We start from the raw sequence: 20,110 nt of genomic DNA, 5'->3' as shown, positions 1-20,110 counted from the left end.
GCCGAGCAAGCGTGGGCCGAGCAAGCGTGGGCCGAGCAAGCGTGGGCCGAGCAAGCGTGGGCCGAGCAAGCGTGGGCCGAGCAAGCGTGGGCCGAGCAAGCGTGGGCCGAGCAAGCGTGGGCCGAGCAAGCGTGGGCCGAGCGCCGGCGGACGCTGACGCCGGCCGAACCGGCCGCCTCGGTGCGGGCGGTATCAACCGGGGCAGCCGGCCGGCCGGGCGAAGGGGCCGGTGCGGCCGTCGCCCACAGTCACCTCAGCATGCGGCACGCCCGGCCGGGCGTCTACCTCCAGGAATTCGGCCAATTCCACACCAGCGGGAATCCGGGACGCGGCGGAACTCCACTCCGGGAACATTCTTTCGGAACGCCTGACAAAGACTCGGCCGGTCCGGAACAACTCTCGGCAGCCCGGCGACGGCAATATATTCTCAATGCCCGACGTCCGCCACGGAAGACACGGGAGCCGCCCGTCGCGTCGTTCGACGAACTCGATTCGACAATGCCCGTCGGCGTGTTCGCCGGATTCGATTCCCGGGACCGCGCCGGCCGCGGACGCCCGGTCTCACCGACGCCGGCCACCTGGCGCCGACGCCGGGTGCGGCTCTGGCGCGACGCCGGTGCTGGACGCGGAGCCGCGCAGGCCGGGCCGCCGGGTCCGCCGGGCGGCACCCGGTCCAGGGTGGACGCGCATGCCTGTCGATCGTCCGAGCGGGCCGCCGGAGGCGCGTGGGCGGATCGGTCGCCCCGCCCGCCGCGGGACGCAGGCACACCTCGATCGCGACGGAGGCTCACCCACCCGGGCGACCACCTGACGCCGCCAAGCCAGTCCGCACACAGAGAGTCGCACTCGGCCTGGTCACGGGGCCGAGCACGCGCGGCAGACCCAACGTCGTAACAGACAACCAGCGACGGACTTCCACCCGTTATCCCGGGAAACCTGCATGTACGAGAATCTCGGCATGGTCCGTCCAGTAGTCAGGGCCGGGGCCGCGCGGGACGACTGGCGGACCGATGGCACTGCGGGGGGATGACCGATTGACCACGTCGCCACCTCCCCCACGGCGATTCCGCCTGGTTCGGATCACCCAGCTACTACTCATCGTCACTGCACTTTTTCTTTCCGTCGCATCGTTCGTGGACATGCCGCGATTCGGCGCGGAGGCACGGTCGATGAGCTACGGCGTGGCGATCGGCTCGGGGCTGCTCTGCCTGAGCCGGGCCGTGCTCGTGCGCGGGGAACGCACGCCCTGGGCGCTGCTCGGCGCCGGCCTGGTCAGCTACGGCTGCGGGACGGTCTACCACAACGTGGCGGTCCACGACAGCGGCACGGCCATTCGGCCGTCGCTGGCGGATCTGGGCTGGCTGCTGTTCTACCCGGCCTGCTATCTCGCGGTGATCCTGCTGCTGCGCCGCCGTCTGGTGCGCCTGCACCGCAGCGTCTGGCTGGACGCGTTCGTCGGACTGCTCGGTGTGGCCGCGCTGACCAGCGGCATCGGCGTCGCGATGGCGCGGGCGAACCCGGAGTACAGCGCCTGGACGATGACGGTCAACGTCATCTACCCGCTCGCCGACCTGCTGCTGATCCTGCTCGTGGCGACCGTGTTCGGGGTGCTCGGCAGGCGGTCGGGGCGGGTGTGGTGGCTGCTCGGCGCCGGGCTCGCGGGTTTCGCGGCCGCCGACTCGCTGCTCCTCGTGATCGTCACGATCGGCGGGGAGCCATCGGGCGGCGTCCTGCCCAGTCTGTGGATGTTCTCGGTGCTCATGCCGGCGCTGGCCGCGTGGCTGCGTCCCCGCTGGCGGCCGCCGGCGAGCATGTCCGGCTGGGGCGTGATCGCGGTTCCCCTGGTCCTCGCCACCGTCGCGCTCGGCCTGCTGGTGCTCGGCGCCACGATCGCCCTGCCGCCGCTGACCGTGGGCCTCGCGGCCGCCACGGTGCTCGCCGCCCTCACCCGGGCCGCGTTCACCTTCATCGAGGTCCAGCAGCTGGCGGAGAGCCGGGTGCTGGCCCGCACCGACGACCTGACGGGCCTGGCGAACCGCCGTGGCTTCATCGAGCGGCTCGCCCGGGTCGAGCAGAACCTGGGCAGTCCGGGCACCTTCGCGCTGCTGCTGCTCGACCTCGACCGTTTCAAGGTCATCAACGACTCGCTCGGCCACCAGGCGGGCGACGCCCTGCTCACCCAGGTCGGTTCGCGCATCTCCGACGCCCTGCGCCCCGGCGACCTGCATGCCAGGCTCGGCGGCGACGAGTTCGCGGTGCTGCTCGAGGACGCCGACTGCGACGCGGCCCGCAGCGTCGCCGACCGGGTGCTGGCCGTGCTTGCCGACCCCTTCGACGTCGGCGGGGTGACCCTGCACGTGGGCGCGAGCATCGGCGCCGCCGTCTATCCGGAGCACGCCCAGGACGCCCAGACGCTGCTGCGCCGCGCGGACGTCGCGATGTACTCGGCGAAGACGAACCGCAGCGGCGTCGAGGCCTACCATCCGGGGGCCGACACGAACAGCCTCGCCCGCCTGGACCTGATCGAGGCGCTGCGCGCGGCCCTCGGCACCGGTCAGCTCGAGGTCCACTACCAGGTCAAGGTCGCGTTGGACTCCGGCCGGGCGGACGCCGTCGAGGCGCTCGTGCGCTGGCGGCATCCCACCCGCGGGCTGCTCGCGCCGTGCGACTTCGTCCCGTTGGCCGAGCAGGCCGGCTTCATGCGGATGCTCACCATCGAGGTGCTGCAGAGCGCGCTCGACCAGTGCCGGCGCTGGCACGCCGCCGGCCTGGACGTCGCCGTCGCGGTGAACCTCTCCGCGTCCGACCTGCTCGACCGGGGCTTCCCGGAGGAGGTCAGCCGCATGCTCACCGGCTTCGGGCTGAGCCCCGCCGCACTGGAGCTGGAGGTCACCGAGACGACGCTGATGCTGGACCGGGCCCGCTCGGCGAACGTGCTCGGGCAGTTGCGGGAACTCGGCGTCGGCATCGCCGTGGACGACTACGGGACCGGGTACTCCTCGCTCGCCCGGCTGCTCGAGCTGCCGGTGACGGTGCTGAAGCTCGACAAGTCGTTCATCCAGCGGCTGGAGCACGACAAGCGGGCGGAGGCGATCGTGCGCTCCACCGTGCAGCTCGCCCACTCGCTGGACCTGCGCATCGTCGTCGAGGGCGTGGAGACGCCGGCCGCGCTGCGGATGCTCACCGACGTCGGCTGCGACCTGGCCCAGGGCTACCTGCTCGGCGAACCCGGACCACCCGAGCAGATCACCGAACAGCTGCGGCGGCGCGCGTCACCGGATGGGACGATCGATGTCGGGTCCGTGCCCGGCTCCGGCGGCCGGACCACGATCGCCGGGCCGGCGTACCCGCCGTCCGGGGAAGGCGCCATCGGCCGCGATGCCACCGCCCGCGACGGCGGAGCGCGCGACGGGGGCACGCGGGAGAGCAGTTCTCGCGACGGCGATGCCCGCGACGGCGGCGCCCGCGACGGCGGCGCGCGGGAGGGTGGTACGAGGGAGGCCGCCGCGCTGGCGGCGCGTGCCGCGGCCCGCGGCGGCCGGCGGGCGGGCGGGCACGCCACGACGAGGGAGGTACCGTGCTGATCACATCAGTCGCGGCGCCCGCGCGCGGTCCCGCGCGGGGCTCGTGGCGCTGACCGCCCCGCCCCGCCCCCTGGGGCCCACCGTGTGGGATGGCGTCTCGCTGTGGCGCAGTCCGGGCCGGGCGCCCGTCGCGGTCGGCGGCACGCTGGACCCGCCGACTCTCATCGGCGCCTACCGCGCGGGTGCCTTCCCCTGGCCCAGCGACGACGACCAGGACGCCGACGGCAAGGACGCCGACGGCAAGAACGGGGAGGTCACGAACGGGGAGGGGTCCGGGACGGGTGTGGCGGTACGGCTGCGGGACCTGCTACGGGCGGCCGTCGCCGCGCGGCGGGTCCTGCACCTGTCGCCGGAGCGCCCCGGTGGCTACGACCTGCCCTGGTGGAGCCCGGACCCGCGGGCGGTGATCCCGGCCGGCGGGGTGCGGGTGAACCGCTCGCTGCGCAAGCGGCTGCGCAACTGCGGCTGGACCACGACCGTCGACGAGGCGTTCGTCGACGTGGTCCGCGGCTGCCAGCGCGGCGGCACGTCCGGCTGGATCACCGACGAGCTGATCGACGGCTACGCCGAGCTGCACGCGCTGGGCTGGGCGCACAGCGTGGAGGTCTGGGACGGCGACGACCTCGTCGGCGGCGTCTACGGGGTGGGGGTCGGCGGGGTGTTCGCCGGCGAGTCGATGTTCCACACCCGCACCGACGGGTCCAAGGTGGCGCTCGCCGACTTCGACGCCCGGTTCGCCGCCGCGGGCGGCGTCCTGCTCGACGTGCAGATGACCACCGACCATCTGCTGAGCCTCGGTGCCCGGGAGGTGCCCCGCCGCGACTACCTCGAGGTGCTCGAACGGGTCCGCGACGTCGACGTCCGGCTAGAGCGGGACCGTCACCCCGTCAGCCGCCTCGCCCCGCCGGACGCCTGACCCACCGGGCGCCCCGCCGCACCGGACGCCTGGCCGTCACCGGGTGCCGCAGCCGCGCCCGACGCCCTTCAGGCAGGAGGCCGCACCCGGCGGCGACCCCCGGACGGGCCCACGGCGGCGGTGGCGCCGTCCGCCGGCGTGAGGCAGACCGTCAGCCGGCCGGCGGGGCGCCCACCGGCAGCAGGGGGTAGCGTGCGGCCGCGTCACCGAGGACGGTGAGCAGGTCGTCGATCTCGGCGTCGGTGTTCGCCGCCGTGATCTGGATGCGCACGCCGACCTGGTCGCGCGGGACCACCGGGAAGGGCACCACGGAGGCGAAGACACCCCGGTCGTACAGGTAGCGGCCCAGCTCGTCGGCCCGATCCGGGTCCGTGAGCGGGATCTCGACGATCGGGAAACCGCTCGTGTTCAGGGTGCCGAGCCCGAGCCGGCGCAGCCCGTCGAGAAGGCGGGACGTCAGCCGGTGCAGCCGGGCCCGCAGCTCGTCGCCGCGCCGCTCGTTGACCTGAAGCCCCACCAGACCAGTGGCCAGGGAGGCCACCGGCGAGGGTCCGGAGAAGATGTACGGCCCGGCCGCGGACTTCAGGTACTCCTTGACCTCCGTCGGGCAGGCGACGAAGGCGAGCAGCGACGAGTACGCCTTGGAGAACCCGCCGACCAGGATCAGATGGTCGTAGGACTCGCCGAGATGGCGCACGATGCCGTTGCCCCGATCGCCGTAGGGGCTCGACTCGGCCGGGCCGCGCTCCCCGACGACGCCGAAACCGTGCGCGTCGTCGACGTAGAGCAGCGCGTCGTGCTCCCGGGCGAGCGCGAGCAGCTCGGCCAGCGGCGGCCCGTTGCCGGTCATGCTGTGCACGCCGTCGACACAGATCAGCCGGGGGAACGGTGCGGTGCGCAGCCGGCGCTCCAGCCGGTCGAGCCGGTCCTCGCGGAAGCGGCCGACGGTGCCGCCGCGGGCGGCGGTCATCGCGGCACCCTCGTGGGCGGTCTGGTGAGCGTGGACCTCGACGAACAACGAGCCGGTACCGACCAGCGCCGGCAGCACCGACAGCTGGATGTGGGTGATGGTGGGCAGCAGCAGCGCGTCCTCGGCGCCGAGCAGGCTGGCCAGGGAGCGCTCGATCTCGTCATAGGGCACCGGACTGGCGATGAGTCTGGACCAGCTCGGATGAGTGCCCCACCGGTCAAGATAGGACGGGACCGTCTCGATGATCTCGCGATCCAGATCGAGGCCGAGATAGTTGCAGGATGCGAAATCTGTGAGCCAATGGTCACCGATCCGTATCCGGCGACCGTCGATCTCGTCGACGATGGCATCGTAAAAGGGTGCGTGCCGGCGCATCCGATCAAGTTCCGACCGCAGGCCCATTGAGTGGTCGAGCACATAGCGCCAGGCAGGCGAGAATGTGTCGCGGGCCCGTGGTAGAGATCGGGCTGGCGCCTCGAAGGTGTCGGTCATCCCGGCGCCTAGCTGGCCAGTTGGCACGAGTCGAAGATCATCCGACCGGGTGGGGCGATCTCGCCTACCACAGGAGGTCGAAGAAGTCCGGCCCTTGGCAGCACTGCCGGAATGAGCCGGGCGGTCGGGCACGCCACAACCATCACCAATCCTTGGGATCGTCGAGAACATACGTCGCCGGGACAGGGAACGAGGAAGCACCAAACGGACCAAGGTAAATCTTTCGCAATGAGACGATAAGCCTTGCGTCCAGGTAATTCCAGAAATTGCCGGCGACCAGGCCGAACGACCCGAACTGGATGATCAGTACGGCCCACGGTTCGACGGGTCCGACGACTCGGCCGGCGGTTCCGACGGCGCGGCCGATCCCCGGGCCGGGTGCCCGGCCGCACGCCCGGCCCGGGGTCGGGGCGGGGCCGGGGGGTGCCCACCGTGCGGGTGTTATCGTCCCCGCCATGTCTGACACGGCGGCATCCACGGCGAAATCCGCCGAGCCCACGGGAGAAACCGAGCCCACGGGAACCGCGGCGTCCTCCGCCGTCCCGGCCTCGGCGGCCCCGGTGGCCTCGGCGGCGGCCCCGGACCAGGCGTCGCCGTTGCGCACCCTGCCCTACTCCGGCTGGGGCCTGAACCGGTCGAAGACGCTGTTCCTCGCGCACCGCAAGGAGCCTGTCGACCCGGCCGGCTTCTACTCGCTGATCGCCGCGGACTCCGTCCGCCAGCTGCTGCGCTACACCTCCCTGACCGACCAGCTGGTCCTCGACGTCGGCGGCGGCCCGGGCTATTTCCGCTCCGCGTTCCTCGACGCCGGCGCCCGCTACGTGTGGGTCGAGCCGGACGTGTCGGAGATGGAGGCGGGCGGCATCGACGACGTGCCGGGACGGGTCCGCGGCAGCGCGCTGGACCTGCCGTTCCTGTCCGGCAGCATCGACCTGTGCTACACGTCCAACGTGCTGGAGCACGTGCCGGACCCGTGGCGGATGTGCTCCGAGCTGGTCCGGGTGACCCGCCCCGGCGGGCTGATCTTCCTGAGCTACACGAACTGGCTCTCGCCCTGGGGCGGCCACGAGACGGCGCCGTGGCACTACCTCGGCGGCGACCGCGCCGCGGCCCGCTTCGAGCGGCGCCGGGGCCACGCGCCGAAGAACATCTACGGCCGGACCCTGTTCCCGGTGTCCGTCGCCGACACCCTGTCCTGGGCCCGCCGCCGCGCCGACGTCGAGATCCTCGACGCGATGCCCCGCTACCTGCCCGACTGGGCGAAGGTGATCCTCCGGGTGCCCGGCGCCCGGGAGATCGTCACCTGGAACCTCGCCATGGTGCTGCGCAAGCTCTGACGCCGATTCACCGGCCCGGACCGTGGCGCCCGGGCCGACGCGGGTCAGACGAGGCGCAGCTGCTGGCCGGCGACCGGCCGGCGGGCCGCTCGCCGGGACGAGGCGGCGGTGGCGCCGCCGGTCGTCACCAGCGACGCCCCGATGTCGGCGAGGAACGGCGACGGCCGGGTCTCCCCGTCGCCGCGCACGCCCGGCCGGCGGGCCGCCGACGACAGGATCAGCCGGTCACGGGCCCTGGTGACGCCGACGAAGAACAACCTGCGCTCCTCGGCCTCCGCCGCCGCCTCGGCCGCCGCCGCCTCGGCCGACGACCCCTGCCGACCGGCCGGTCCGAACCGCATCGGCAGCAGTCCGTCCTCACAGCCGACGAGGAACACCAGCCCGAACTCCAGGCCCTTGCTCGCGTGCAGGGTGAGCAGACTGACCCGGTCAGCCCGCGGGTCGTACCCGTCGACCTCGCTGGCCATCGTCACCGCCGTGAGGAACCCGTCCAGGTCGGTCCCGGCCGCCGCGGCCGACGGGGCGAGCAGTTCCATCGCGAGCCGCAGCTCGGCCTCGGTCGGTACCCGCCCGCCGGGGAAGCCCTCGGCGCCCGCGGGAGTCGTGGCCGCGCCGAGTTCGGTGCGCAGGGCATCCGCCAGGTCCAAGGCCCGGCTGACCGCGTCCCGCAGCAGCACGGCCACCGGCCGCCCGCCGCCGTTGCCCGGGCCCCCGGCGGTGACGGAACCGTTCATCGCGCCGGATCCGCCACCCGCGCCGTGGCCCGTGGCCGCCTGCGGTCCGGCGCTCGCGCGCAGCATGGCCAGCAGGCCGGCGACGGCGGGGGCGTCGGCCAGCGGCAGGTGCGAGCGCCGCTGGAAGGGGAAGCCGCGCTTCGCCAGCGCCTCCATGATCGGCTCGCCCTGGCGGGTCGTCCGGTACAGCACGGCGATGTCGGCGAACGACAGACCGGCGTCCACCGAGCCGTCGACGCCGGAGTCCAGGGCGTGGAACGAGGTCCCGCCGAGCGCGACGTCGATGCTGTCGACGACGGCGATCGCCTCCTCGGCCTCGCTGGTGTACCGGCGCAGCAGCACCGGGCCGTCGCCGGCGGCACCGCGCACGGCGGTCAGCGTGCGGCCGGGCACGAGGCTCGCCGGCGCGATCACGTCGAGGGCGGCCCGCACGATCGTCGGCGTCGACCGGTAGCCGCGGGTGAGCGCTACCGTGCGCGCGCCCGGATAGTCCCGCTCGAAGCGCAGGAAGAAGCCCACGTCGGCGCCGCGGAAGCTGTAGATGGCCTGGTCCGGGTCGCCGATGACGCTCAGGTTCGCCGCCGGCGGGCACAGCAGCCCCAGCAGCCGGTACTGCAGCTCGTCGGTGTCCTGGTACTCGTCGACCCAGACGTGGCGGAACCGGGCGCGGTAGTGCTCGACCAGCTCCGGGGAGTCCCGCAGCAGGGTCAGCGGCAGCGTGACCAGGTCGTCGAGGTCGACCATGTCTCGTTCACGCAGCTCCGCGTCGTAGCGGGCGAGGACGCCGACCAGGTCGTGGTCGCGGCGGGCCTCGCCGAGGGCTCGCAGCCGCTTGAGCTCGGAGATCCCCGCCGTCACCCGGCGGCGCGCCCGGGCGTCGCCCTCGCCGTGCAGCGCCGCGTCGAGCAGCTGCGCCCGCACCGCGTCGTCGGCGACCCGCACGTGCGCGCCGCGGGCGAGCCGCTCGTGCTGCTCCCGGACGATCGCCAGGCCCAGGCCGTGGAACGTCGTCGCGAGCACGCGCCGTGCCCGCTCCCCCAGCATCGCGTCGAGCCGCTCGGTCAGCTCCCCCGCGGCCCGGCGGGTGAAGGTGACGGCCAGGCACTGCTCGGCCGGCACACCGAGCTCGGCGACGCGGTGGGCGATCGCGTGCACGAGGGTGCGCGTCTTGCCGGTGCCGGGCCCGGCGAGCACGAGCAGCGGTCCGCCCGGATGCGCCGCCGCCCGCCGCTGATCCGGATCCAGCCCGTCGAGGACGGACGGCTCCCCTGACCGCAGCGGAGCGCCGTCCGGCTCCCGCGCCGGACCGTCGGCCTGGTCCGCCCCGCCGTCGGTGCGGTCCGCTCCGCCGCCGGCGCCGATCACGGCGACAGGCGCCATGGCGGGCGCGGCGGCGAGGGCCTCGTCGAGGGATGGGCCGAGCTCGGCGCCCTGTCCGCCGTCAGCCGCCGCGTCGGGCGCAAGCGCGCTGTGCCGGGACCGGCGCCCGCGCCCGGTGGTCTGGCGCGGCACCGGGCGCGCCGGCGCCGCCTCGCCCTGGCGGGGCACCGCCGCGCCGGGCGCGGCCGGGTCGTCGGCCAGGTCGTCGTCGGCCAGGTCGAACAGCGTCCCCCCGCCGCCGCCCAGCTCGTCCGGCTCGAACAGGCGAATGACGCCGTACTCGCCGTCGAAGCCGGCCTGGCGGATCACCTCGCCGCGCCGCAGTCGGGTGATCGCCTCGACCAGCTCGGCGGACCCGACGTCGGCGATGGCCGAGGTCGGGACGTCGCCGAGGATCCGGAGCTCCGGGCCGAGCCGCGACACCAGCGAACTCACCTGCGCGGCGACCGCCTTGCTCTTCGGCCCCACGCCGAGGATCTCGCCGACGACCTCCGGCAGCGGCACCAGTGAGCTGACGTCGCCGGCCGTCGCCGGCCGGGTCCCGGCGGGCCGGTCGGACAGCGCCTCGACCCGGTTGAGCACCCCGACGGTCAGCGGGCCGCCGCAGGTGGGGCAGCGTCCGCCGACCTCCCGGGTCTGCTCCGGGGTCAGCACCACGCCGCACTTGCGGTGACCGTCGAGGTGGTACTTGCCCTCCTCCGGGAAGAACTCGACGGTCCCGGCGAAGCCGTTCCCGCCGCGCAGTGCGGCCTCGATGGCGAAGTAGTCCAGCTCGCAGCCGAAGGCCGTCGCCTCCCTCCCGAGCATCGGCGGGGAGTGCGCGTCGGAGTTGCTGACCAGGCGGTACCGGTCGAGCCCGGAGATCCGCCAGAACATCTCCGGGTCCGCGGACAGGCCCGTCTCCAGGGCGAAGATCTCGTCGGCGAGGTCGGCGTAGCAGTCCTCGACCGCGTCGAAGCCGGACTTCGAGCCCAGCACGGCGAACCACGGCGTCCACACGTGCGCCGGCACCAGGTAGCAGCCGGGACCGCCGGCGAGGGTGATCTCCAGCAGGTCACGGGAGTCGAGGCCGAGGATGGGGCGCCCGTCGGCGGCGAGGTTGCCGATGCGTGCGAGCGCGGCGGTGATGCCGGCGGCGGCCTCGCGGGTCGGCGCGTAAAGCAGGTGGTGCACCTTGCGGGTGCGCTCGCCCCGCTTGTAGATGGTGGAGATCTCGCTGGAGATCATGAATCTGGTGGCCGTGCGGCACGACGCCGGCAGCGTGCGCAGCACCTCGCGCTCGAGGTCGGGCCGCAGCCGGAACAGGCCGGGCTCGGCCGGCACGAGCTTGTCCGCCAGTTCCTGCGACCACGCGGGGTGGGTGAAGTCACCGGTGCCGACGACGGCGATGCCCTTGCGCGCCGCCCACCAGGCCAGGTGCTCAAGGTCGCAGTCGCGGCTGCAGGCCCGTGAGTACCGGGAGTGGATGTGCAAATCAGCATAGAACCGTGACATCACAGATGCGTATGTTGTCGCATCCACCGCCGGCCGTTCGCGGCGGCACGCCGGGCCGGCGGCACCCCGCACCCCAGGCCAACAGCGGGCACACACGTGTCCACCGCTCGCTCATCCCACGGCGACGACGAGGCGACGAAGAACGACGAGACGACGACCCGGCGGCAGCGCGACGACGACCCGGCACCGCGGCCGTCCGGTGGTGTCCCCTGGTGTCCCCGCACGGGGGTGCGGCCCGCGGCCACCTCCGCGACAGGTGGCGCCCGGCGGCGCACCTGCATCGGCACCCCCGGGCGGCGGGGCGGGGCCCACAGCCGGCATTATGCGTAGGAGTAGGGACATCGCCGTGGTCGCGGGCATCCCACCCCCTGGGTCGCGATGCTGGCGGTCCGTGTCGGGACACCACGCGTGGTGTCCCGGCGACAGGCAGGCGCGCGGGGCGCGCCCACGTCGGACTTCCGAGGAGGGCATCGGTTGGCAGTCCACGGACCGCGGGCCCTGCCCCCGGACGGCCCCGGTCGGCGCCAGGCCGCCGGCGCGGCGTCGCGGTGAGCGGCCCCGGCGAGGCGCACGCCCCGACCGCCGACGAGCGCGCCGCCCTGGCGGACCGCTGCCACCGGCTGGTGCGCTTCCTGCACGAACTCGCCGTCGCCCGCGGCACCCGGGTCCGCCGCGTCGAGGAGCATCCGCTCGTCGTCTGGCTGGCCGACCTGCCCACCGGCATCGACCCCGTCGAGCACGCCGGGCCCGGCGAGGTCCTGCTGACGGCGCCGGCAGCCGCCGCGCTGCCCCCGCCACCACCGCCACCACCGATCCTCGCCGACCGGCTCCGGCTGCCCGACGCGGCGCACGCCGACCCCGGCGATCCACCCACCTGGCAGGGTGGCACCGGTCCCGACGACGAGCGGGCCGAGGCCGCCTATCGGGACTGGCTGCCGGGCTGGCGGATCTGGGCTGGGCGGGCCCGCGCCGACGCCGAGCGACGGGCGCTGCACAACACGCTGCACGCCCTCGCCGCCCGGGTCGCCCAGGAGGGTGACGCGCTGGAGCTGGTGCTGGCCACGGGCCTGCTCACCTGGCGGCCGCCCGGCGGCCCGCTCATCCGCGAGCACCTGCTGACCACCCGGGTCGGCTGCGAGATCGACCCGGTCAGCTCCGACATCCGGGTGCGGATCCCAGCGGGCGCGTCGACCCGGCTCGGCGACGGGCCGCTGCTCGACGCCGTCCCGGGCTTCCGCCCCGAGCGGACGAACACCCTGCACGAACGCCTGCACAACCGCCCCGCCGCCCCGCTCGGACCGCTCGACGCACGCCTGCTACGCGACTGGCTCACCCTTGCCCTGGACATTCCCAGCGACGGCTTCACGCCGCAGGCCGCGCCGCCACCGCCACCGGACGGCGACATGCCCGCCCAGGTGAGCCTCGCGCCGGCGCTCGTGCTGCGGGTCCGCGGCCAGGCCGCGCTGCTCGGGTACTACGAGCGGATGCTCGAGGCACTGCGCGGCGACGGCCCGCCACCCCTCGGCCTCGCCCAGCTGGTGGCCACCCTGGACACCCCGCGGCGGCTCGCGTGGCTCGCGGCGGAGGGCGCGACGAGCGGCGACGTGCTCGGCGCGGACCCGCTGCTGCCGCTGCCGACCAGCCCCGAGCAGTCCCGGGTGCTGGAACGGCTCGGCGCCGACAACGGCGTCGTCGTCGAGGGCCCGCCCGGCACGGGGAAGACGCACACGATCGCCAACCTGATCTGCGCGCTGCTCGCCGAGGGCCAGCGCGTCCTCGTCACCAGCCAGAAGGCGCAGGCCCTGCGGGTGCTGCGGGCGAAGCTGCCCCCGGACCTGCAACGCCTGTGCGTCTCGCTGACCGACACGGCGGACCCGACCGAACCCGCCGCCGGGACGGCGTCGGGTTCGGCGGGACCGGCCGGGGCGCCGGGCGCGGAGGTCGGGTCGCCGGAGCTCGCGGCGAGCGTGAACGCGCTGGCCGCTGAGCGGGCCACCTACCAGCCCGAGGCCCTCGAACGCCGCGTCGAGCGGGCGCTGCGGCGGCGCGAGGCCGCGCTAGCCGCCCGGGAGGCGCTCGCCGACCAGGCCCGGACGCTGCGCGCCGCCGAGCTCGCGGTCCATCCGGACGCCGAGGTGGGCCCGGGCTGGGGTGGCACCCGCGCCGCGGTCGCCGCCCGGGTGCGGGCCGGCCGTCCCCGCCACGGCTGGCTGCCGCTGCCCGTCCCCGCGACACCCGCCGCGGCGAGCCCCGCCGGACCCGCCGGACCCGCCGGACCCGCCGGACCTGCCGGATCCGCCGTCGGGGCGGCGCCGCTCACCGACGAGCAGGCGTCGGAGCTGCTCGTGCTGCTCCGGCGGGTCCCCGTCGGTGCGGACGGGGACGCGGGCGTTTCCCTGCCGGACGACGGGCGGCCGGGCGCCGCCGGGCAGTGGCCCGTCCTGGCGGCGACGCGCTTCGCGGCGCTGCTGGACATCGACGCGGCCGCCCGCGCCGCGGCGGACATCGCCCGCGCCGCGCTCGACCCGCCCGCCCGCGGGCTGCTCGACGCGCTCGCCACCGCTCCCGCCGCGTCGGTCGAACCGCTGCGGGTCGCGGTGACCGCTCTCGCCCGCGCCCTCGACGGCCTGGACGCGCACGCCGAACGGCTCAGTGAACGGGACTGGATCCCCGCGGCCCTCGACGACGCCCTGGCCGGGCGCGACCGTCTCCCCTGGGCGAAGGTGAGCGCCGCCGCCCCGCTCGTCGCCGAGGCCATCCGGCACGTCACCGACCTCGGCCTGCACGCCGTCGAACTCCCGGCGGCCGCCCTCGCGCCCGGCATCACCGGCCCGGCCTCGGCCGTGGGTGCCGACGCGGGCGCTGTCGGCGGCGCGGCCGCCGACAGCGCCCTCCTCGGTGCCGCCGCCGCGATCGACCCCGACGCCGACACGGCCCCGCATGGCTACTCCGCACCCGACATCGCGAACGCCGTCGCCGCGGGCACCGGCTGGGACACCACGGCACGGCAGGGCACGGCGCCGGACCCGACCGGCGACGGCGACGCGCAGGATCCCGCCGCGGGCGCCGGCCTCGATCCCGCCACGCTGCTCGCGCGCGGTGAGGCCCTGGCGGCTCACCTCGACGAGGGCGGGGAGGTGCGCCGCCGCTGGCGGCCCCGGGTGCAGCGGGAGGCCGACGCGCTGCTGCGCCACGTCACCGTCGACGGCCTGGCTCCGACCACGCCCGACCTGCTCGCGCTCGCGTTGACCCGGCTGCGCGCCCAACTCGCCGTCGACGCCGCCGAACGGGCCTGGACGCTGATCGGCCGCCCGCCCCGCCCCGCCGACCCGATCGAGTTCCGCCTGTCCCGCCTGGTCGAGGGCCAGCAGGTGATCGAGGCGATCGACGCGGTCGTGGCGGCGCGCGACCAGGTCACAGCGCTCGCCGGCCAGCTCGCGCCCGGCCACCCGCCCGCCGTCGCGTCCGCGCGGCAGATCCGCGGCCTGGCCGCGACGATCGCCGCGCTCGCGCCGGTGACGGCCGCCGCCGCCGCGGACCAGGCACTGACCGACGTCGCGGCCGAGCACGACCGCCTGGCCGCCGCGTCGCATGCGCCCTCCCGCCTCGCCGACGTCGCCGCGGCCACCACCGCCCGCGACCGCGACGCCTACGCCGAGGCCGAGGCCGCCCTGTCCGCGCAGCTGACCCGCCAACGGGACGCCGCCCGGCGCGACGCACTGCTGGCCCAGGTCCGCGCCGCCCATCCGGCCCTCGCCGACCTGCTCACCACCGCGACGACCGCCACCGCGACGACCGCCACCGAGCCGCGCACCGGCGGCGACACGCCGCCAGGTGCCGAGGCCGACGAGGATCCCTGGCCGGGACGGCTGGGCGCGTTCACGGCCGCCTGGTCCTGGGCGCGCGCCGCGAGCTGGCTCGCCCGGGTCGCCGACGCGGACCAGCCGTCCCCCACCGACCTGGACGCGGAGCTGGACGCGGCCGAGGACGTCGTCGCCGCCACCACCGCCGAACTCGCCGGCGCCCGGGCCTGGCGACACTGCCTGGCCCGGATGGGCGCGGAGCAGTCGGCGGCACTGCGGGCCTACGCGGACGCCGTCGCCGCGGGCGGCACCCTGGGCGGACGGCACACCGAGCGCTACCGGCAGGCCGCCCGGGAGGCGATGGAGGTGGCCCAGTCGGCCGTCCCGGCCTGGGTGATGCCGATCGGCGAGGTGCTCTCGACGATCCCGCCGGTGCGGGACAGCTTCGACGTCGTCATCGTCGACGAGGGCAGCCAGGCCGGGCTCGACAGCCTGTTCCTGCTCTGGCTCGCACCCCGGGTGATCGTCGTCGGCGACGACCGGCAGTGCACCCCGCCGGACGATCCCGCCCAGGACTCCGGCGCCGTCCTCGACCGGCTCGACGCCCTGCTGCCCGACGTGCCCTCCTGGCTGCGGGTCGGGTTCACCCCGCGGTCGAGCCTGTTCGGCCTGCTGCGCACCCGCTTCGGCGAGGTGGTCCGGCTGCGCGAGCACTTCCGCTGCATGCCGGAGATCATCGAGTGGTCGTCGGCGATGTTCTACCGGGACGCGCCGCTGGTGCCGCTGCGCCAGTTCGGCGCGGACCGGCTCCCACCGCTGGCCGCCCGGTTCGTGCCGCACGGCGCCACCGTGGCCACCCCCGCCGGCCCGCGCAACCCGGCCGAGGCCGACGCGCTGGTCGCGCAGGTGCTGGCCTGCGCGGAGGACGCCCGCTACGGCGGTCTCACCTTCGGCGTGGTGGTCGCCCAGGGCACCGCGCAGGCCACGCTGATCCGCGACCTGCTCACCGAGCGGATGTCCGCCGCCGAGCATCTGCGCCGCCGGCTGCGGGTCGGCACCCCGGCCGACTTCCAGGGCGACGAACGCGACGTCGTGTTCGTCTCCCTGGTCGTGGCGCCAGCCGACCGACCGGTCCCGCTCACCCGGCTGGAGTACCAGCGGCGGTTCAACGTCGCCGCGTCCCGCGCCCGCGACCAGGTGTGGCTGTTCCACTCGGTGGGCCTCGCCGACCTCGACCACCAGGACCTGCGGCACAGCTATCTGGGGTACGTGCTGTCCTCGGCGCGCTCGGCGGTCCCGCCGGCCGGAGCGCGGGCGCCGTCGCCCGCCGAGGTCCCGCTCGACCGTCCGCATCCCGCGTTCGGCTCGCTGTTCGAGCAGCGGGTGTTCCATCGCATCGCCGAGCGTGGCTACCTCGTCGCTCCGCGGCTGCAGGTCAACGGTCAGGAAATCGACCTGGTCGTCTACGGCGGGCGGGCCCGGTTCGCGGTCGGCTGCGACGGCGACGCCGGCACCGGGCCCGAGCGGATCGCCCGTGACTTCGACCGGGAGCGGGAACTGCGCCGCGCTGGCTGGCGGTTCTGGCGGGTCCGCCAGTCCGACTTCGAGCGCGACCCCGACGCGGCGCTCGCCACGCTGTGGCCGCGCCTCGCCGCCGTCGGGATCGCCCCGCTGGCCCCCGCCGTGACGCCCGGCGCGGCCGGGGTGCCCCTGGCGGGGGCGGGGGCCGGTGAGGTCGCCGTGCCCGCCCGGGGGCGGGTGCGTGCCGGCGTCGACGAGGCGCTCGCCCGCTGGCGGCCGATCGCCCTGTCCGAACTGGAGGGCCTCGATGACGCCCCCGCGCCTGGATGGACGTTGGGGTCCGGCACCGAGCGCGGCTGATCGATGGCGGCGGGATGCCGCGGTCCCGCGGGACCGTCGGACCCGCCCGCGGCCGAGCGCCGGGCCGTCACGTCCTGATCAGTGCGGTAGCTCAGCCGGGCTGGGCACCGCCGGCGACCTCGTCCGGTTCGGGCCGCGCACGGGTGGCCTCGCCCAGCGGCTGGCGCGGGCTCGGCCAGCCGGACTCGTCGGCGCCGCCGGCCGCGGGCTCGCCGAGTTCCGGGTCCCCGCCGTGGGTGGGATCGGCGTCAGGGCCGGGATCACCGGCGTCGCCGCCGCCGCCGATGCGGGCGAACGCGGGGCGGGCCAGCCGGGTCTTCGTCGCCAGCGGGTCGGGGAAGTCGGCCCGGCGGATCAGGCAGAACGCGGTCTGCGGCCCCGGGCCGAGGTGGCCGACGCGCAGATGGGCCGCGGCCGCGAGGTAGGCCACCGCGTCCGCGCGGTCCAGGCCGAGCCTGCTGTGCAGGAACAGCACGGCCGAGCGGGTGGCGCGGCGGATCGCCTCGGCGAGCTCCATGTCGACGCCCACCGTCACCCAGCTCGCGTCGGTCTCGATGAACGGCTCGCGCAGCGCGCCCAGCACGGCCGTCGCGCCCGCGTCGCGCAGGGCGCTCAGCCGCAGGGTCGCCCGCAGCGGGCCCTCCAGCGCCGTGGCGCCGATCTTTCCCTCGCCGAGGGCGTAGTGCGGGTCGCCGACGGCGAACAGCGCGCCCGCGACCTGGACCGGCAGGTACAGGCGGGCGCCGGTGCCAAGCTCCCCGCAGTCCAGGGCACCACCGTGCGGTCCGACCGAGGTCGACGCGATCACCTCGGTGGTACTGTCCACCGCGACCGCCATGACGCCCAGGAACGGGGCCAGCGGAAAGCGGGTGCGGGTGCCGCCGACTCCGGCCAGCGCCCCGAACAGGCGGCCGCGTCGGCGCTCGACGGCACAGAAGGTGGTGAGGGTGCCGAAGCGCTGCCAGTGCCGCTCACCAGCGCCCGGCTCCGGCGGGCCGCCCTCGGGGACCTCGCCGGCGAGCAGGCCCGCGCCGTGCCGGGTCGACACGATGCCGTACCGGGCCCGCGGATGCAGCGAGACGACGTCGACCCGCAGCACGTCGCCCGGCTGGGCGCCGCGCACGAGCACCGGGCCGGTCACGATGTGCGGAGCGTCCACCCCGAACCGGTGGGGCAGGCTGGACGACGCGATCGCCCGCGCGTCCGCCAGCACCTCCGGGGCAGCCACGCCGAGGTCCGCGAAGAAGGCGTCCGGGTCGCGTCCCTGGTCGCCGAGAACGCCCTCCTGGCTCACGGTGTCGAACGTCACCGTGGCACCCGAGTCGACACTGAGAACCGGTCTGGTCAGCGCGTTCGGTAGTTCACCCCAGGTGACGGTCTCCGGGGTGGAGGGCAGGTAGTGCCTACCCTCGATCTTGCCGCGGCCAGGTTGCAGCGCCACCGGCGGCCCTACAGGGCCCGGGGCCGGCCGGGCGGCCCGCCGGCGTGCCGAGCCGCCGCGGCGGGCACTCGAGCGACCCGCTGGGGCCAGGTGGACGACGCGGGTCGCGCGAAGTGACAGGGCAGGTTGCGCACCCGCGACAGATTTTCAGTGGAATATGACAGAAAGGTCACGTAATTGTTGCGATCACCGTCATTCCGCGCCGACCTGCGGTTCGGGTGGGTGAGCACGGCGTCCGCGCCCGTGGCGAACGGTCGGATCCCGACGGTGGGGGGGCGCCTCGGTGCCATCGCGTGGGCCCCGGCGCGGTGAGCCCGACACTGCGCGACCTCGGCGAGTTCGAGCTGATCAGGCAGCTCACCGCCCGGTTCGCGAGAACCTCGGACGTGCTGGTCGGGCCCGGCGACGACGCGGCCGTCCTCGCCGCCGCGGACGGCCGGGTGGTCGTCACGACCGATCTGCTGCTACAGGGCCGCCATTTCCGCCTGGACTGGTCGTCCGGGACGGACGTCGGGCACAAGGCAGCGGCCCAGAACCTCGCCGACGTGGCGGCGATGGGGGCCCGCCCGACCGGGTTGTTCGTCGGCTTCGCGGGGCCCGGGCAGCTCGACGCCGCGTGGGCGCTGGCCCTCGCCGACGGGCTGGCCGCCGAGTGCGCGCGGGCCGGCGCGAGCGTCGCGGGCGGCGACGTCAGCTCGGCCGACTCGATCATGCTGGGCGTGACCGCTCTCGGTGATCTCGCCGGACGGCCGCCGGTGCTGCGCTCCGGCGCCCGCCCGGGTGACGTGGTGGTACTTGCGGGGCCCGTCGGCCACGCCGAGGCCGGGCTCGCGCTGCTGACCGCCGGGCGCGACGGCTGGGAGGATCTCGTCGCGGCGCACCGCCGGCCGCGCCCGCCCTACCGGCTCGGGCCCGTGCTGGCGGCGGCGGGCGCGACGGCCATGTGCGACGTGTCGGACGGGCTGGCCCAGGATCTCGGCCACATCGCGGCCGCCTCCGGGGTGCGCGTCGAGATCCGCTCGGCCGCGCTGGAGATCGGCCCGCGGATGCGCTCGGCGGCGGCGGCACTCGGCGTGGATCCGCTCGGCTGGGCGCTGGCCGGCGGGGAGGACCATTCCCTCGTCGCCTGCCTGCCACCGACGGTGCCGCCGCCCGCCGGGTGCGTTCCGATCGGAACGGTCCTGCTCGGTGACGGCGTGACGGTGGACGGCCAGCCGCCCGCCGGCCCGGGCGGCTGGAACCACTTCGACTGATACCGCCGAGACGCCAGCCGCCCCGTGCCTCGGGCGTGCTGGAAGGTTGGGCGCCGGCCCGCCAGGTCGCCTCACGGGCGTAGGTCGCTCGAAGCGACTTTTATTGGGTCCGGGGGCCATGATGCGGACCGGCGCTACCCACTCTAACGGATGTCACCCGCGCCGCGTTCCCGAGACGAAAAACCTCGACGAAAGGCCCGGATCGGACACACGTCGCCCACCCTGGCGACCACGGACGGTATCGCCCTCTCGGCCCGCCGCTGGCCGCGCGTGCCGCCGGGCGGACACCGGCCGGGCACGCAGCGCCCGTGTGACCCGACAGGGCGGGACCAGTGCGGCTGCCGCCGCAGGGAGCGGGTAGCCTGAGCAGACGGTGGCAGAAGGGCCTTTCGGAGGCCGTGAAGTGAGACCGTGGATAGAGGCGAATGGCCCCGTGACAGCACCGACGGTTCCTGCGTCCGGACCTGACTTCGGACCCAACGAATGGCTGGTCTTCGAGATCTACCAGCAGTTTCTCGAAGATCCGCAGAGCGTGTCGCCGGAGTGGCGGGAGTTTCTCTCCGACTACGAGCCGACCGCGCCGCCGACCGGCCCAGGCACCGCCGGGACGGCCGCCGCCGCGGCGCCGAACGGATCGTCCCCCGCCGCGGCCGGCGAGCCGGCGCCCCGCACCGTGGCCACCGCCGTCATCACCACCCTCTCCGACGCCCTGGCCGCCGCCGCGCATCCCGCCTGACCGGCACGTGGTGGGGCCGGTGCGGCCCGCGGCGTGAGATCGGCGCAGGTCGGAGCACTGCGATGATGCGCAGTGTAACGATCTTTGCT

Annotated in this window: 9 protein-coding genes; 6 read left to right on the top strand and 3 right to left on the bottom strand. The window is 75.2% G+C overall.

What is annotated here, in order from left to right:
- Nucleotides 1-1,169 precede the first annotated feature (1,169 nt).
- Together AC6EXY_RS31495 and aat are read left to right on the top strand one after the other, a co-directional pair.
- Entirely contained in the window at nt 1,170-3,584 is a 2,415-nt protein-coding gene (locus AC6EXY_RS31495; protein ID WP_243407050.1) for a putative bifunctional diguanylate cyclase/phosphodiesterase, read from the top strand.
- A gap of 43 nt (nt 3,585-3,627) precedes the next feature.
- A complete protein-coding gene (aat, locus tag AC6EXY_RS31490; RefSeq protein ID WP_101829663.1) occupies nt 3,628-4,500 on the top strand; it encodes a leucyl/phenylalanyl-tRNA--protein transferase in 873 nt (290 codons plus the stop codon).
- A gap of 151 nt (nt 4,501-4,651) precedes the next feature.
- Here the strand turns inward: aat and AC6EXY_RS31485 are convergent, their stop codons facing one another.
- Complete coding sequence (locus AC6EXY_RS31485) at nt 4,652-5,962, bottom strand: aminotransferase class I/II-fold pyridoxal phosphate-dependent enzyme (protein WP_101829640.1); 1,311 nt, start codon at nt 5,960-5,962, stop codon at nt 4,652-4,654.
- A gap of 596 nt (nt 5,963-6,558) precedes the next feature.
- Here AC6EXY_RS31485 and AC6EXY_RS31480 point away from each other — a divergent pair.
- The gene (locus AC6EXY_RS31480) at nt 6,559-7,299 is read left to right on the top strand and encodes a class I SAM-dependent methyltransferase (RefSeq protein WP_101829662.1); all 741 of its coding nucleotides are present in this window, start codon (nt 6,559-6,561) and stop codon (nt 7,297-7,299) included.
- 44 nt (nt 7,300-7,343) lie between these two features.
- On the opposite strand, the gene AC6EXY_RS31475 is transcribed toward AC6EXY_RS31480, so the two are convergent.
- Nucleotides 7,344-10,910, bottom strand: a complete 3,567-nt coding sequence (locus AC6EXY_RS31475; protein ID WP_101829639.1) for a UvrD-helicase domain-containing protein — start codon at nt 10,908-10,910, stop codon at nt 7,344-7,346.
- Between the two features lie 545 nt (nt 10,911-11,455).
- Here AC6EXY_RS31475 and AC6EXY_RS31470 point away from each other — a divergent pair.
- Complete coding sequence (locus tag AC6EXY_RS31470; RefSeq protein WP_499818785.1) at nt 11,456-16,591, top strand: PDDEXK-like endonuclease domain-containing protein; 5,136 nt, start codon at nt 11,456-11,458, stop codon at nt 16,589-16,591.
- 91 nt (nt 16,592-16,682) lie between these two features.
- Here AC6EXY_RS31470 and AC6EXY_RS31465 read toward each other — a convergent pair whose 3' ends face one another.
- Nucleotides 16,683-18,032 (bottom strand): acetamidase/formamidase family protein, encoded by a 1,350-nt coding sequence (locus AC6EXY_RS31465; RefSeq protein ID WP_101829638.1) that lies wholly within the window; start codon nt 18,030-18,032, stop codon nt 16,683-16,685.
- A 293-nt stretch (nt 18,033-18,325) separates the two neighbouring features.
- On the opposite strand from AC6EXY_RS31465, the gene AC6EXY_RS31460 reads away from it, so the two are divergent.
- Together AC6EXY_RS31460 and AC6EXY_RS31455 are read left to right on the top strand one after the other, a co-directional pair.
- A complete protein-coding gene (locus AC6EXY_RS31460; protein WP_480014301.1) occupies nt 18,326-19,285 on the top strand; it encodes a thiamine-phosphate kinase in 960 nt (319 codons plus the stop codon).
- Between the two features lie 433 nt (nt 19,286-19,718).
- The gene (locus AC6EXY_RS31455; RefSeq protein WP_499842456.1) at nt 19,719-20,021 is read left to right on the top strand and encodes a 2-oxoglutarate dehydrogenase E1 subunit family protein; all 303 of its coding nucleotides are present in this window, start codon (nt 19,719-19,721) and stop codon (nt 20,019-20,021) included.
- Nucleotides 20,022-20,110 lie beyond the last annotated feature (89 nt).

This window comes from Frankia sp. RB5 (assembly GCF_059816245.1).
Note: the sequence above shows the minus strand (reverse complement) of the source record. Positions and strands in the feature narration are given on the sequence as shown.